Here is a 16,070-nt window from a genome sequence, read left to right as displayed (position 1 = left end):
TTATTTTTGAATCTTCAAAAGCAAACCATATATGAAAGATAAGAGGATATTGTATGTATCATCTGAAGTAGTGCCTTATTTACCAGAAACTGAAATTTCTTCAATGTCATTCGAGGCACCAAGAATGGTTAATCAACAAGGTGGGCAAATCCGAATTTTTATGCCACGTTATGGAAATATTAATGAAAGAAGACACCAACTACATGAAGTTATTAGGTTGTCAGGTATTAACCTGGTAATTAATGATTTAGATATGCCCCTAATTATTAAAGTAGCTTCTATACCTAAAGAGCGAATTCAAGTGTACTTCATTGATAATGATGAATATTTTAAAAGAAAAGCGACATTAACTGATGAAAACGGAGAATTGTTTTCAGATAATGATGAACGTGCTATTTTCTTTGCAAAAGGTGTAATTGAAACGGTTAAAAAATTAAATTGGGCTCCAGACATCATACATGTTCATGGTTGGTTGGCATCTTTATTGCCTCTATATTTAAGAGAATATTACAAAGATGAGCCTCTTTTTAATGAAAGTAAAATAGTTACTTCGGTGTACAATCAAAGTTTTAACAATACGTTAAACAAAGATATGGTCAATAAGATTAAATTTGACAACATAAACGAAGAAGCCATAAAGCCGTTAGAAGAGCCTACATATAATAACTTAATGCAAGTTGCTGTAGATTATTCTGATGCTTTAATTATAGGTTCTGAAGTTTTACCTGAAAATTTAGAAACGTACATCAAAAATTCCGAAAAACCTGTAATGGAATATAAAAGCAGAGACGAATTTGGAGAAGCCTACACTCAGTTTTTTAACACTGAAGTTCTAGGATAACACCATCGTTAAAGATTTATGAAGAAGACAATTAAAGCCCTAAATTGCAGTTTTGCAATCTTATTTATTTTTTTTGTATCAGTTAGTTGTGACACCGAATACAATTCTATTGAAAGTGATGTTCTAAGCGAAGACAATTTCAATTTTAATGCTGAACAAATTGAATACCCTATTAAAACTTACAATAGAAATTTAAGCGGTCAACAAATAAACGGTTTAACCTCTAATTTATTAGGATTCTTCAACGACCCTACATATGGAGAAACAACTGGTAGCATTGTTACGCAAGTGATACCTTCTAGTTTTGCCACAAATACATCTGAAATGTTTGGGGTAAATCCTGTTATTGAGTCTGTTACCTTAACCATACCGTATTTTAGCACACAAACTAGTGTTGATACAGATGGAAAACCAACATATAAGTTAGATTCTCTATATGTTGAAAACAATGATCCTGCAAATATCAAACCTATAAAAATTACTGTTTACGAGAATAACTATTTCCTTAGGAATTTCAATCCTAATGACCCTGAAAGTAATTCTCAAAATTACTATTCGAAAGCAGATGGACAAATCAATTCTACTGATAATTTTGCCCAAACAGAAAATACTGTAATTAATTTTGAGGATCATATAGGTCAATTATTTTGTGACAGTATCTTTACTGTGAGTTCAGCTCCAAGAGAGATAAAAAACGGAACAGGAACAGATGAAGTAACCTCATATTTGCCACCTGCCCTAGAACTTAATCTAGCGACTTCAGACACAAGTAAAGCACGTTGGAAATCTCTTATATTAGATCAAGCAGGCCTACCAGCTTTAAGTAATGCAAACAATTTTTTCAATCATTTTAGAGGCTTATATATTAAAACCGATGCCATAAATAATGAAGGAAGCATGGTTTTATTAAATTTAGCTGACAGTGGTGCAATAATTACAATAAATTATTCTAGCGATGACGATGATGACGATGACACCGATCGAGAAACCGGAAGCTATGTGCTGAATTTTAACGGGAATAGAGTCAATACGTTTATTAATAATTATAATACAAATATCCTACCTACAACTCCTGATACTTCTAATGGAGATGAAAAACTCTATTTGAAAGGAACAGAGGGATCCATGGCCATTATCGAGCTTTTTAGTGGCTTAGTAGATTGTGATGGCGACGGGCAAGTTGATGATGATGCCTTAGAATGTTTTAAGAAGACCTTCAGAAAAACTGATGAAAATGGTAATTTTATTGAAATAAACGAACAATTTCAATTGAAACGCCTCATCAATGAAGCTCATTTGGTAATCAATGAAGATGAAACTATTGAAAATACCGAAGACCCTAATGGAGATGAGTATCACGCATACGATAGGCTATATATATATAATTTAGAGAACAACAGCCCTATTTTAGACTATAATTCAGATCTTACTGCAGAAGCCTCAAATCCTTTAATGTCCAGAAGATTTAGTTTAGGAACAAGAATAGTTGATGAACAAGGAAACGCAAAATATAAACTTAAGGTTACAGATTTATTAAACAATATTTTGGCAAGAGATCTTGATAACACAAAGCTAGGATTAGTTGTAACTAACAACGTTAACATCAATCTAAACTCCAGTATTATTGATAGTGATAGTGAAGTTACTGGTGTTCCAGCTACTGCCGTAATTACACCAAGAGGTACAGTTTTACATGGTAGTAATAGTAATGATGACACCAAAAAATTACGACTTGAAATATTTTTCACCGAAGCTAAATAAAGGCCCTTGCTATTTAAATGCTTATCTGCTAAACTCCTAAAGTGTTTTTTGTCGCTGAAATTGTACTTTTATATAAATAATGATAGAACATCTTTTTATATTTTACATATTTGCTACCAATTAATAACCCCAAAAATAATATATAAACCATGTGTGGAATTGTTGGATACATAGGACCTCGAGAAGCTTACCCAATTGTAATAGAAGGACTTAAAAGATTAGAGTACAGAGGATATGACAGTGCTGGTATTGCACTATTTGATGGTACAGACTTAAAAGTGACCAAAACTAAAGGAAAAGTCTCTGATCTAGAAGAACGCGTAGAAACCCAAATGTCTAAAGCAGGAAATTTAGGAATAGGCCATACACGTTGGGCTACGCATGGTGTACCAAATGACGTCAATTCACATCCACATGTCTCAAACTCAGGAGATCTCGTTATCATCCATAATGGCATTATTGAAAACTATGATTCTCTAAAGCAAGAATTAATAAAAAGAGGCTATACATTCAAATCTGATACAGATACCGAAGTTCTTGTAAATCTTATTGAAGAAGTAAAAAGCAAAGAAGACGTTAAACTTGGAAAAGCAGTGCAAATTGCATTAAACCAAGTTATAGGGGCATATGCAATCGCGGTTTTTGATAAAACTAAGCCAGAAGAAGTGGTAGTTGCCCGATTGGGTAGCCCTCTCGCTGTGGGAATCGGTGAAGATGAGTTTTTTATTGCTAGTGATGCCTCACCCTTTATAGAATATACTAAAAATGCCATTTATTTGGAAGATGAAGAAATGGCTATCATAAGATTTCATAAGGGTATAAAAGTTAGAAAAATTAAGGACGATTCTTCTGTTGACCCCTACATTCAAGAACTTCAACTCAATTTAGAGCAAATTGAGAAAGGTGGTTACGATCACTTCATGCTGAAAGAAATTCATGAACAACCTAAAGCAATTACAGATACGTTTAGGGGCAGGCTTCTAAGAAACGAGGCTATTATAAAAATGGCAGGGGTTGAAGACAACATGAAAAAGTTTCTCAATGCAAACAGAATTATTATTGTAGCCTGTGGTACATCATGGCATGCTGGTTTGGTTGCAGAGTATATCTTTGAAGATTTGGCGCGAATTCCTGTAGAGGTTGAGTATGCATCAGAGTTTAGATATAGAAATCCTGTGATTACAGAAAATGATGTTCTGATTGCCATATCTCAATCTGGCGAAACTGCTGATACTCTGGCAGCTATTAAAATGGCAAAATCTAAAGGAGCCTTCGTTTTTGGTGTGTGCAATGTCGTAGGATCATCTATTGCTAGGGAAACCCACGCTGGGGCCTACACGCATGCAGGGCCAGAAATTGGAGTAGCTTCAACAAAGGCCTTTACCACTCAAATTACTGTACTTTCATTGATAGCACTTCGTTTAGCTAGAGCAAAAGGCACTGTATCTAGCTCAGATTTTAGAAATTATCTATTAGAAATGGAAATGATCCCTTCAAAAGTAGAAAAGGCATTAGAATCAGACACACATATTAAATTAATATCTGATATATATAAAGGTGCTGCTAACTTTTTATATTTGGGAAGAGGTTATAATTTTCCTGTTGCATTAGAGGGTGCTTTAAAATTAAAAGAGATATCATATATTCATGCTGAAGGATATCCTGCTGCAGAAATGAAACATGGACCTATAGCGCTCATTGATGAAAATATGCCGATAGTTGTTATCGCAACAAAAGCAGAACACTACGATAAAGTAGTGAGTAATATTCAAGAAATAAAATCAAGAAAAGGAAAAATAATTGGAGTTGTTACCGAAGGCGATACAATAGTAAGAGCACTAGCAGACCATGTTATTGAAGTTCCGGATACTATTGAGGCTTTATCTCCATTATTAACTACAATACCTTTACAACTCCTTTCCTATCATATAGCAGTTATGTTAGACAAAAATGTAGATCAACCAAGAAATCTAGCGAAATCAGTTACAGTAGAATAAGTTTTGAATACTCTTTTTAAGAGACAATTACTTGTTTCTTTTTGATATTATCATTTTTAGCATTGCTTTTTTACCAAAAACATAAATTTTAACTTATTTTTTTGGCAAAAAAAACTATGCGCGCATAATTTTTTTATATTTTTAGCCCGTACTTGCTGTTAGCCAAGTTCTCAAACTCCTTAATTTAACTAGTTAATACAAATGAAAACATTAATCAGATTTGCCTTGTTTTTGTTTTGTGCTACAACCTATGCGCAAACAACTATTACCGGCACCGTTAATGATGATAACGGTCAACCCATTCCTGGCGCCAATATTATTATTGTTGGAACCACCACGGGTACAATTACCGATTTTGACGGTGGTTTTACCTTTACAACTAATCTAGATCCGCCGTTTATTATTCAAATAAGTAGTGTAGGTTTCGAAACATTCTCACAAGAGATAACGTCGAATAACCAAAAAATTAATGCAGTCCTTGTTGAAGGTACCGCTCTGGATGAGGTAGTAATTTCAGCTTCGAGAACTCCCGAACGTATTTTTGAATCTCCGGTTACTATTGAACGCTACGGACTTAAATCTATTAAAAATACCGCTTCTGCAGAATTTTATGATGGGTTAGAAAATTTAAAAGGTGTAGATATAAATACTAATAGCTTAACATTTAAATCTATAAATACTCGTGGGTTCGCAACTTTTGCTAACACCCGTTTTATGCAGCGTGTTGATGGTATGGATAATGCTGCCCCGGCGCTGAACTTCCCATTGGGAAATTTATTAGGTATGGTAGAGACTGATGTTCAAAGTGTTGAACTTTTACCTGGAGCCGCATCCGCTTTATATGGCGCAAATGCCTTTAATGGTATCTTATTTATGACTAGCAAGAACCCTTTTGATCATTCTGGGATAAGTGGTTATATAAAAGGAGGTGTAACTTCTCAAGAGGCTGCTGGTAATAACGAGTATAAAGATTATGGTATAAGGGTGGCACACAAGTTTAGTGATAAATTTGCCGCAAAGGTAAACTTCAGTTATTTGCAAGGGACTGACTGGGTCGCAAACGATACAAGAGGGAAAGATAGAAACAGCACCTTTATAAAGACCAACAGCACTCGAGAAAATGATATTGATTATGATGGCGTGAATGTATATGGTGATTTGGTATCAACTAACCTTAGAAATGTAAAGGAGAGCCCCGACTTTTTAAGCCAGTTACCAAATCCTGCGTTAGCTAATTTAGTACCTAATGTAAATGTAAGTAGAACAGGGTATGACGAAGCAGATTTAACAAATTATGACGCCAAAAGTATAAAGGCAGATTGGGGATTGTTTTACCGGCCATGGGAGAATGATTTCGAAATTCAATATGTTGGAAAAATAGGTTCTGGTTCAACTATCTATCAGGGTTCTAATAGATACTCTATAAAAAACTTCTTCTTACAGCAGCATAAATTAGAAATAAAAAATGATAATTTCTTTGTTAGAGGTTATGTAACTGCTGACAATGCTGGAGATTCCTATGACATGGTATTTACTGGTGTAAATATTAATAGACAATGGAAATCAGACAATCAATGGTTTGGTGAATATGCTGGAGCTTTTATCCAAGGAACATTAGCTGGTCTAACGGCAGACCAAGCACATGCTGCGGCAAGACAAGCTGCAGATACTGGAAGATTCGAACCAGGGACTCCAGAGTTTCAAAGAGCTTTCGAAACAGTAACTAACGACCCTGATATATTAACAGGGAGTCAATTAAAAGATCAATCTAAAATTTATCATTCGGATGCCAACTACAATTTTAGTCATTTAACTGACTTTGCTGAAATTCAAGTGGGTGGTTCCTATAGAAAATATGTTTTAAATTCATTTGGATCAATATATACAGATTCTGAAAATGAAATTCCTTATTCTGAAGTTGGTCTTTACACACAAATCCAAAAGAAATTTTTGGAAGATGATCGCTTAAAAGTAACTGCTTCAATGCGATATGACAAATCAGAATTATTTGATGCATTCTTATCACCTAGGATTTCATTAGGATATAACATTGGAGAAGACAATAATCATAATGTAAGAGCTTCTTTCCAAACTGGTTTTAGAAACCCTGATACACAAGCCTTATATATTGGGTTTAATGTTGGTCCAATTACGTTACTCGGAAGTGCATTTGACAATCCCGAGCGTTTTACGAGAACTGTGAGTGGCACTCAAATCTCACCTACAGGACAAGCCATATTGGGTTCTAATACATTTACCTATAACGGAACTGGGGCTTACAATAATTCTTTTACTAGAAGTTCTGTAACAGCTTTTGCAACATCGCAAAACCCAGCAGATTTACAAATTGCCAATCCAGGTTTAGTAAATCCTGAACAAGTAAGCTCTTTTGAAGTTGGATATCGAGGTAAATTAGATAGGGTAATTGTTGACTTTAGTGCTTATTACAACCAATACCAAGACTTTATTACAACGGTTGATGTTGTAAATCCTTACTATGGTGATGTTGAATTGTCGCAAACTTTCCCTGTTGGTGGGAATCCAGTACCGTTAGCTGTAATTGCCCTAGCCAATAACGATTTTCAAGCCTATAGAGCTTATACCAATACGACAGAGGAGGTTAATTCCTATGGTGCATCTTTAGGAATATCAACTAAGGTTTTTGGTGATTTTGATTTAGGAGCCAACTATACGTATGCTAAACTAGATTTTGATAGACAAGCAAATTCTGACTTTCAAACAAATTTCAATACACCAGAACATAAATTCAAAGCTACTTTTGGGAATACGGATGTATTCAAAAATTTTGGTTTTAATCTCGCTTGGAGATGGAGTGATAATTATGTTTGGGAAGCCTCTTTCTTAACTGCTGATGTACCTGCTTATCATGTTTTAGACGCACAAATAAACTTTAGAGTACCTAGTCTAAAATCTTCATTTAAAGCCGGAGCAACAAATCTACTTGGTGACGAATACTTTACTGCTGCAGGAACCGGTTTCATTGGTTCTCAGTACTATGTGTCTTGGACCATTAATAACCTGTAAAAAAAAGAAACTATGAAATTTAAATATATATCACTTTTTGCGCTTTTAATTGGGTTTTTGTCTTGCGAAGACGCAGAAAGCCCAATACCAGAAGAAGTAGCACGTCCTGAATTAACAGCTGGAACAGCAGATTTCTCAAACTATGTAGCCATTGGAGCATCTTTTACTGCTGGATTTACAGATGGTGCATTGTTCAAGGCTAGTCAAGAAAATTCGTTCCCAAATATCTTATATCAACAGTTTGCAAAACTTAGTGGCGAAGACTTTAAACAACCCTTAATGAACGACAATATTGGTGGTATGCTTGTAAACGGCACCGTTCAGCTGCAACCCAGACTCTTTTTTAATGGCAGTGGACCTGCAACGTTGCCTGCGACACCAACCACTGAAGCACTAAATAATTTATCTGGCACATTTAATAATTTAGGTGTACCAGGAGCAAAAAGCTTTCATTTACTATTTGACGGTTATGGCAATCCTGCAAATTTAGCTCTTGGGTTAGCTAACCCTTACTACGTAAGAATGGCTACAAGCCCTGGTGCTACAGTTTTAGCAGATGCCATGGCACAAAGCCCAACATTCTTTACGCTTTCTGAAATTGGAGGAAATGATGTACTGGGTTATGCTACATCTGGTGGAGATGGCTCGAACCCAATCACAGATTCTGGGACTTTTAATGCTTCTTTTAATGCACTCGTGTCTTCCTTGACCTCAAACGGAGCAAAAGGTGTTGTAACGAATGTACCTTACATTACAGATTTACCACACTTCACAACTGTACCTCACAACCCAATACCTTTAGATGCGGCTACTGCTAGTTTTTTAAATAGTATGGGTGCATACGGTGCTTACAATGCTGGTGTAGCACAAGCACTCGCCGGTTTAGTACAATTTGGACAAATTACCCAAGAAATAGCTGATGCCGAATTAGCAAGAAGAACCATAAATTTTGAGGCTGGAGCAGGTAATGCAGTTGTTATTATGGATGAAAGCTTAATAGATTTAACTGGGCTAAACCCTCAATTAATAAGTATGAGGCAAGCTACTGCGAATGATTTATTAGTGCTTCCTGCATCTACTTTTATTGGTACAGAAGCAGTTCCAGGAAACCCCCAAACCGCAAATGGTGTTGCCATTCCATTAGAGGACAAATGGGTACTAACGCCCCAAGAGCAACAAGAAATTAAAACTGCTACAGATGCATATAATGAAACAATAGAAAGTTTGGCTAGCTCTAACGAAAATATTGCCTTGGTAGATTTAAATGCTATATTAACAGAAGTTGCAAGTACTGGAATTAATTTTGATGGTTTTAATCTTACAGCAAATTTAGTTACTGGAGGTGCTATAAGTTTAGATGGGATTCACTTAAATGCGCGAGGGTATGCATTTATGGCGAATAAATTTTTAGAAGCTATAGACGAATCTTTCGGTTCTAATTTTATAGAATCTGGTAATGTTGCAAAAGCAAGTAATTACCAAACTAATTACTCGCCTACGTTGCAATAAACTCAAAAAAACTTTTGAATATGAAAAACACCTTCAAAAATTGAAGGTGTTTTTCTTTTATTTAATTTTATCAACACATTTCTTTAATTGTTAAAATTTTGATGCCTATTACATAGGTTTCGTTAAAAGTTCAATAATACATTACAAATATCTTCAAACAAGTATCTAATTTTAGTAAAAGTTGTATTTTTGGAGAATGTTTTTTCAAAAGTGATAGCACAAGAAACTAATGGATAAATTTTCCTTTTTAAACGCTGCGCACACAGCATATTTTGCAGATTTGTACGATCAATACCTGCGCAACCCTGATAGTGTAGAACCCAGTTGGAGAGCTTTTTTCCAAGGCTATGATTTTGGTTCTGAAAATTATGGGCTAGACGGTGAAATCGTTGAAGGTGTTACTATGCAAATACCTGAACACATTCAAAAGGAATTTCAGGTGGCTAGGTTAATTGACGGCTATAGAAGTCGTGGACATCTGTTCACTAAAACAAATCCTGTTCGAGATAGGAGAACCTATGAGCCTACATTGGCGATTGAAAATTTCGGTCTTTCCCCAAACGATTTAGATACTGTATTTAATGCTGGCGAAGTTTTGGGTATTGGTGCAAAAAGTCTCCGCGTAATCATACAACACCTTGAAAGCATGTATTGCGATTCTATTGGTGTTGAATATATGTATTTACGCAATCCTGATGTTATTAAATGGTGGCAGGATAAGCTAAACATTAATGACAATCATCCTAGTTATTCGCCCGAAATCAAGAAATATATTCTGTCCAAACTAAATCAAGCCGTTACTTTTGAAAACTTTTTACAAACAAAATATGTAGGACAAAAACGTTTTTCATTAGAAGGTGGAGAATCTTTAATTCCAGCCATAAGCAACACGCTATACATGGCCGTAGAAAAATACGGTGTAAAAGAATGTGTTCTTGGTATGGCGCATCGTGGACGCCTAAGTACACTAGTTAATATTTTTAGAAAACCATTACACGAACTATTTAGTGAATTTGAGGGAAAAGACTTTGAAGATGAAAATATTGATGGTGATGTTAAGTACCATTTAGGACTTACCTTAGATAAAACCTATCAAAATGGGAAGTCTATAAAAATGAACTTAGTTCCAAATCCTTCACATTTAGAAACTGTTGGGCCAGTTGCCGAAGGAATAACCAGAGCAAAAATTGATGCCGATTATGATGGTGATGATTCTAAAATTTTACCAATTCTAGTTCATGGTGATGCAGCAATTGCAGGACAGGGTATTGTTTATGAGGTTGCTCAAATGAGTCAATTAAATGGTTACAAAACAGGAGGTACTATTCATATTGTTGTAAATAACCAAATAGGGTTTACCACAAATTATCTTGATGGGCGTTCTAGCACCTATTGTACCGATGTTGCTAAAGTAACTTTGTCGCCTGTAATGCATGTAAATGCTGATGATGCAGAAGCTGTTGTACATGCAGTTGAAATGGCACTTGATTACAGAATGCGCTACAAAAAAGACGTATACATCGATTTATTAGGCTATCGTAAATATGGACATAACGAAGGTGATGAGCCTCGTTTTACGCAACCTAATCTATACAAGAATATTTCTAAACACCAGAATCCTTATAAAATTTATTCTGACAAGTTAATTGCAGAAAATACCATTGATAAGTCCTATTCAACAAATATTGTTGCTGAATTCAAAAGCACTTTAGAACGTGAATATGAAAAGGCTAAAGAGGCAGATTCATCTAAAGTTCGTGAATTTATGCAAGAGCGCTGGAAAGGTTTTTCACGTAAAGGTGTTAGTGCTATGTTAGAGCATGAAAATACTACATATCCAGAGGATAATTTAAAGCAAATTTCAAAAATTGTGTCTACAGTACCAGAAGGTGTTAAGTTTTTGCGTAAAGCTGAACGCATATTGGAAGGGCGCGCTAAAATGGTTTTTGAAACTGATACCCTAGATTGGGGAATGGCAGAAACATTAGCCTACGGAAGCTTACTTGAAGAGGGTTATAATGTTCGTATTTCTGGTCAGGATGTAGAACGTGGTACTTTTAGTCACCGTCATGCAATTTTACGAGATATTATTTCAGAAGAACGCGTGAATCTTTTAAATACCAACCCTAAAAATAAGGGTAATATGGATATTTTTAATTCATTTTTATCTGAATATGGTGTTCTTGGTTTTGATTATGGTTACGCCATGGCTAACCCAAATACCCTAACCATTTGGGAGGCTCAATTTGGAGATTTTAGTAATGGTGCTCAAATTATTTTTGATCAGTACTTATCAGCAGCTGAGGACAAGTGGAAAGCACAAAACGGTATTGTTGTGTTGTTACCTCATGGGTATGAAGGTCAGGGTTCTGAGCATTCTTCAGCTAGAATGGAACGTTATCTCCAGCTATGTGGTAATGACAATATGATTGTAGCAGATTGTACAACACCCGGAAACATGTTTCACTTGTTGAGACGACAAATGAAACGTGATTTTAGAAAACCGCTTATTGTATTTACTCCAAAAAGTTTGTTAAGACATCCAAAAGCTGTTTCATCAATAAGTGATTTAGCTACTGGTTCTTTTGAAGAAGTTATCGATGATACCATTGATGCAAAAGGCGTTGAAAAATTAGTGTTCTGTACAGGTAAATTCTATTACGATTTATTAGCTAAACGTGAGGAGTTAGGAACTCACAATGTGGCATTAGTGAGAATTGAACAATTGTTTCCGTTGCATTTAGATAAAATTCAAAAAGTAATTGACAAATACCCTAATGTTAAAAAGTATGTCTGGGCTCAAGAAGAACCCGAAAATATGGGTGCTTGGAGCTATATGTTGCAACGCATGAATTTAGTGCAACTGGAAGTGAATTCTAGACCATTCAATTCTGTTCCTGCGCCAGGTTCTAGCACAAGAGATAAAAGACGACAACAACGCGTCATCAATAAAGTTTTTGATATCGTAGAGTAAAAACAAATTAAAATATAATTAAAATTATATACACATGATTTTAGAAATGAAAGTACCGTCTCCAGGAGAATCTATTACAGAAGTAGAGATTGCTGCTTGGTTAGTTGAAGATGGAGATTATGTTGAAAAAGATCAAGCTATTGCAGAAGTTGATAGTGATAAAGCTACATTAGAACTTCCTGCCGAAGCTAGCGGTATTATAACATTAAAGGCCGAAGAAGGTGATGCTGTTGCGGTTGGTGCCGTAGTATGTCATATTGATACTAGTGCTGCAAAACCTGAAGGAGGCGACGCTCCTGCAAAAGAAGAAAAGAAAGAAGAAGCCCCTAAACAAGAGTCGGCTCCAGCTCCTCAAACCTCTGAAACTAAAACGTATGCTACTGGAACTGCAAGTCCTGCAGCTAAAAAGATTTTGGCTGAAAAAGGTATGGATGCTTCAGCTATTCAAGGTAGTGGAAAAGATGGCAGAGTAACTAAGGAAGATGCTATACAGGCTGTGCCTTCTATGGGAACACCAACAGGTGGTTCTAGAGGAAGTTCAAGAAGTAAAATGTCTATGCTACGTCGTAAGGTGGCAGAACGTCTAGTTGAAGCTAAAAATACAACAGCAATGTTAACCACATTTAATGAGGTTGATATGTCTCCTATTTTTGCATTAAGAAAAGAATACAAAGAAACTTTTAAATCGAAACACGGCGTTAGCTTAGGGTTTATGAGTTTTTTCACGTTAGCCGTTGTAAGGGCACTTAAAATGTATCCTGCTGTTAATTCTATGATTGATGGTAAAGAGATGATTTCTTATGATTTCTGTGATATCAGTATTGCAGTTTCTGGACCTAAAGGTTTAATGGTTCCTGTAATAAGAAATGCTGAAAATTTAAGTTTTAGAGGGGTAGAATCTGAAGTAAAACGTTTGGCAATTAGAGCACGAGAAGGCGAAATTACAGTTGATGAAATGACTGGTGGTACGTTTACAATTACTAATGGCGGTGTATTTGGCAGTATGTTATCTACGCCTATTATTAATCCTCCACAAAGTGGCATCTTAGGTATGCACAATATCGTTGAACGCCCTGTTGCTGTTGATGGTAAAGTTGAGATTAGACCGGTTATGTATGTAGCATTATCCTATGACCATAGAATTATTGATGGTAAAGAAAGTGTTGGCTTCCTAGTTGCTGTAAAAGAAGCTTTAGAAAATCCTATAGAACTTCTTATGGATAACGATGTTAAAAGAGCATTAGAGCTTTAATTTTAACATAATCACCAAATAAAAAAGGGCGAAACTTTATGGTTTCGCTCTTTTCCGTTTTTACCTGTAGTAACTTCAAATCATGTGCTGTTACCAGAATTCCAGCAGAAATATCAATAAAAAAAGGTCGAAATATTTCTATCGCGACCTTTTATAAATATTAAGATTTCTTCTTTTTATTACTGCATATTTGTTAATGCATCTCCTACTCCAGTTGTGTAGTTAATCTTCAAAGCATTTACTTTTCTAAGCTCTTGCTTTACATCACCAACAATACCCATATTTGCATCTCTATCAACTTTTAGAGAAACAGTTAAAAAAGGTATTAATTCTTCTCTTAAAGCGGCTCTTTCCGCGGCTATAAAAGCAGCTATATCACTTACCGATGCAAAGTCATCATTCAACTGAATTCTAGCTTCTGTACCATATTTTTTGTAGTTCTCACTTGGTTTTCCCATATAGATATAACTAACAGGGTTTTTCTTATCAAGTTTTTCAACTTGGTCTGCAACAGGAAGAGAATTCTTTATTTTTAAAGTATCTTCCCGCATAACAGTTGCAACCATAAAGAAAAACAATAACATAAAAACAATATCGGGCAACGAAGCCGTATTTATTGGTGCTAATCCACCGTCTTTTTTCTTTTTAAACTTAGACATATTTTAAGTTTTTAATTCTGGATTATTACTCAACTACCTCCGATAATTTCTGAGGAATCTCAAGTTTAATTTGGTCTATAAGGTCTCCAAGTTTCTTTCTGTTTCCATTCCATCTTACATCATCATGCAATACATTCATCTCTTGATAGTTCATATTTGGGAAACCTCTAGATGCTCCTATTTCTAATGCGCGTCTGTTTCTTAACTCATTGTAAGCTGCAACTAGCTCATTTTGAACTGATATGTAAGCTGCGTAAGAGGTTTCGCGGTCATTTTTCAAAGAAATAATTGCCTTATCTGGGTTGTCAGATGATTTTGGATCTCTGGCGCCTTTGCAAAATTCACAAGAGCCATCCCCATTATTATCCAAAAATTCTACAGCAGCTTTTCTTAAGTCTTTAATTTCCATTGGCTCATCTTCAACAAGCAAACGATCTTGCTTATTCACTAGAACTGTAAAAATATTTTTTTGCTTAATAATAGGCGGCTCAGTATTATCCTCCATTGGAGGCAATTTTCGGTTAATACCTGAGTCTTTCTCAATGGTAGTAGTTACCAAGAAAAATATTAATAATAAGAAGGCAATGTCGGCCATTGAGCCTGCATTAACTTCAGGTGCTGCTCGTTTTGCCATAATTATTTAATCATTTTTTTAATTCCGTAAAACAACATAGATCCTCCTGCGATAGCAATTAGAAAGTAGAATAAATATAATCCTGCTCCTAGCAATTTTGATCCGCCCTCAGATAATGTTCCACCATCTTTAAGTGGTGTTTCAACGCCATTAGCAAGTCCAAAATAACAAATGGCAGCCAATACGGCAAATGCTCCAACCGCTTTTAAGGTGCTTTTTAAAGTATCCGGATTTGTGAGTATATTTTTTAAACTGAATATAACAACAAATGCTAATGTTAATCCTAAAATTATATAAGCAATATACATAATAGAGTTAACCGAACCACCTGCTTCTCCAGCTTTTACGGCTTCATCACCGGCTGATATTATCATTGCTAGAAATGCTATGGAAAGCACTCCAACAACAACCAATACTATGGTTAATATTTTTTTCATAATAGTTACAATTTTAGATTATTACTTTTTGTGTCTGATAAGCAAGTCCATTAATGTAATAGAAGAGTCTTCCATATCATTAACAATGCTATCTATTTTCGCAATAATATAATTGTAAAATATTTGAAGAATAATTGCTACTATAAGACCAAATACTGTCGTTAAAAGTGCTACTTTAATACCACCTGCAACTAAGGAAGGGTTCATGTCACCTGCAGCTTCAATTTTATCGAACGCCTGAATCATACCAATTACAGTACCCATGAAACCAAGCATTGGTGCCAAGGCAATAAATAAAGAAATCCAAGAAACATTTTTCTCTAATTGCCCCATTTGAACACCACCATAAGCTACAACAGCTTTTTCAGCAGCCTCAAGCCCCTCATCAGTTCTATCTAAACCTTGATAGAAAATAGACGCGATAGGACCTTTTGTGTTTCTACAAACTTCTTTAGCAGCTTCAACACCACCAGAGGCTAATGCATCTTCTACACTTTGAGTTAGTTTTTTTGTATTTGTTGTAGATAAATTTAAAAAGATAATTCTCTCAATAGCAATTGCTAATCCAAGAATTAAACACAACAATACAATTCCCATAAAACCTGGGCCTCCTTCAATAAAACGCTTTTTTAATCCTTGATGAAAGCCAAGTTCTTCAGCTGGTGCTGCGTCTTCGCTATCTTGAGTAGTTACAACAGTGGTTGCAGCAGTATTTACCGTTGCATTAGTAGTTGCATTTGCAGTTCCAAATACCATCATTCCTGTAATGGCAAGGATAGAAAATAATCTTTTCATGTTCTAAATCTTAATTTTATTAGTTAAAGTGTTAAAGATATAAAAAATACAATTAAAAACTAAATATAATTGTGCAGAGAGGAAGGGATTCGAACCCTCGACACCCTTTTGGGGTATACACACTTTCCAGGCGTGCGCCTTCGACCACTCGGCCACCTCTCTGTGG

11 protein-coding genes and 1 tRNA gene are annotated in these 16,070 nt (G+C 35.4%); 7 read left to right on the top strand and 5 right to left on the bottom strand.

From position 1 onward, the window contains the following. The first annotated feature begins 31 nt into the window (after positions 1-31). The 7 genes from BMY39_RS03035 (at position 32) to odhB (ending at position 13,379) form a co-directional block, all read left to right on the top strand. Positions 32-841, top strand: a complete 810-nt coding sequence (locus BMY39_RS03035; RefSeq protein ID WP_092575170.1) for a glycogen/starch synthase — start codon at positions 32-34, stop codon at positions 839-841. Positions 842-859: 18 nt separating this feature from the next. Further along, positions 860-2,602 (top strand): BamH family beta-barrel-assembly machinery protein, encoded by a 1,743-nt coding sequence (locus BMY39_RS03030; RefSeq protein ID WP_092575167.1) that lies wholly within the window; start codon positions 860-862, stop codon positions 2,600-2,602. A 149-nt stretch (positions 2,603-2,751) separates the two neighbouring features. Continuing rightward, positions 2,752-4,599 (top strand): glutamine--fructose-6-phosphate transaminase (isomerizing), encoded by a 1,848-nt coding sequence (gene glmS, locus BMY39_RS03025; protein WP_092575165.1) that lies wholly within the window; start codon positions 2,752-2,754, stop codon positions 4,597-4,599. Positions 4,600-4,800: 201 nt separating this feature from the next. After that, positions 4,801-7,644 carry a TonB-dependent receptor gene (locus BMY39_RS03020; protein ID WP_092575162.1) on the top strand — a complete coding sequence of 948 codons (2,844 nt, stop codon included), beginning with the start codon at positions 4,801-4,803 and terminating at the stop codon, positions 7,642-7,644. Between the two features lie 12 nt (positions 7,645-7,656). Beyond that, entirely contained in the window at positions 7,657-9,153 is a 1,497-nt protein-coding gene (locus BMY39_RS03015) for an SGNH/GDSL hydrolase family protein (RefSeq protein ID WP_092575159.1), read from the top strand. Between the two features lie 229 nt (positions 9,154-9,382). After that, positions 9,383-12,127 carry a 2-oxoglutarate dehydrogenase E1 component gene (locus BMY39_RS03010; protein ID WP_092575157.1) on the top strand — a complete coding sequence of 915 codons (2,745 nt, stop codon included), beginning with the start codon at positions 9,383-9,385 and terminating at the stop codon, positions 12,125-12,127. A 34-nt stretch (positions 12,128-12,161) separates the two neighbouring features. Next, positions 12,162-13,379 carry a 2-oxoglutarate dehydrogenase complex dihydrolipoyllysine-residue succinyltransferase gene (odhB, locus tag BMY39_RS03005; RefSeq protein WP_092575155.1) on the top strand — a complete coding sequence of 406 codons (1,218 nt, stop codon included), beginning with the start codon at positions 12,162-12,164 and terminating at the stop codon, positions 13,377-13,379. Positions 13,380-13,558: 179 nt separating this feature from the next. Here odhB and BMY39_RS03000 read toward each other — a convergent pair whose 3' ends face one another. The 5 genes from BMY39_RS03000 to BMY39_RS02980 form a co-directional block, all read right to left on the bottom strand. Then, entirely contained in the window at positions 13,559-14,038 is a 480-nt protein-coding gene (locus tag BMY39_RS03000) for an ExbD/TolR family protein (RefSeq protein ID WP_092575153.1), read from the bottom strand. Between the two features lie 25 nt (positions 14,039-14,063). Continuing rightward, positions 14,064-14,672, bottom strand: coding sequence for an ExbD/TolR family protein (locus tag BMY39_RS02995; RefSeq protein ID WP_092575151.1), 609 nt, complete (start codon positions 14,670-14,672; stop codon positions 14,064-14,066). A 2-nt stretch (positions 14,673-14,674) separates the two neighbouring features. Beyond that, positions 14,675-15,109 (bottom strand): hypothetical protein, encoded by a 435-nt coding sequence (locus tag BMY39_RS02990; protein WP_092575149.1) that lies wholly within the window; start codon positions 15,107-15,109, stop codon positions 14,675-14,677. 21 nt (positions 15,110-15,130) lie between these two features. Continuing rightward, entirely contained in the window at positions 15,131-15,904 is a 774-nt protein-coding gene (locus BMY39_RS02985; RefSeq protein WP_092575146.1) for a MotA/TolQ/ExbB proton channel family protein, read from the bottom strand. A gap of 74 nt (positions 15,905-15,978) precedes the next feature. Next, positions 15,979-16,066, bottom strand: a tRNA-Ser gene (locus tag BMY39_RS02980). Positions 16,067-16,070: the final 4 nt, after the last annotated feature.

It is taken from the genome of Hyunsoonleella jejuensis (assembly GCF_900111025.1).
Lineage (GTDB): Bacteria > Bacteroidota > Bacteroidia > Flavobacteriales > Flavobacteriaceae > Jejuia > Jejuia jejuensis.
This window is presented reverse-complemented; position numbering and strand designations above follow the sequence as displayed.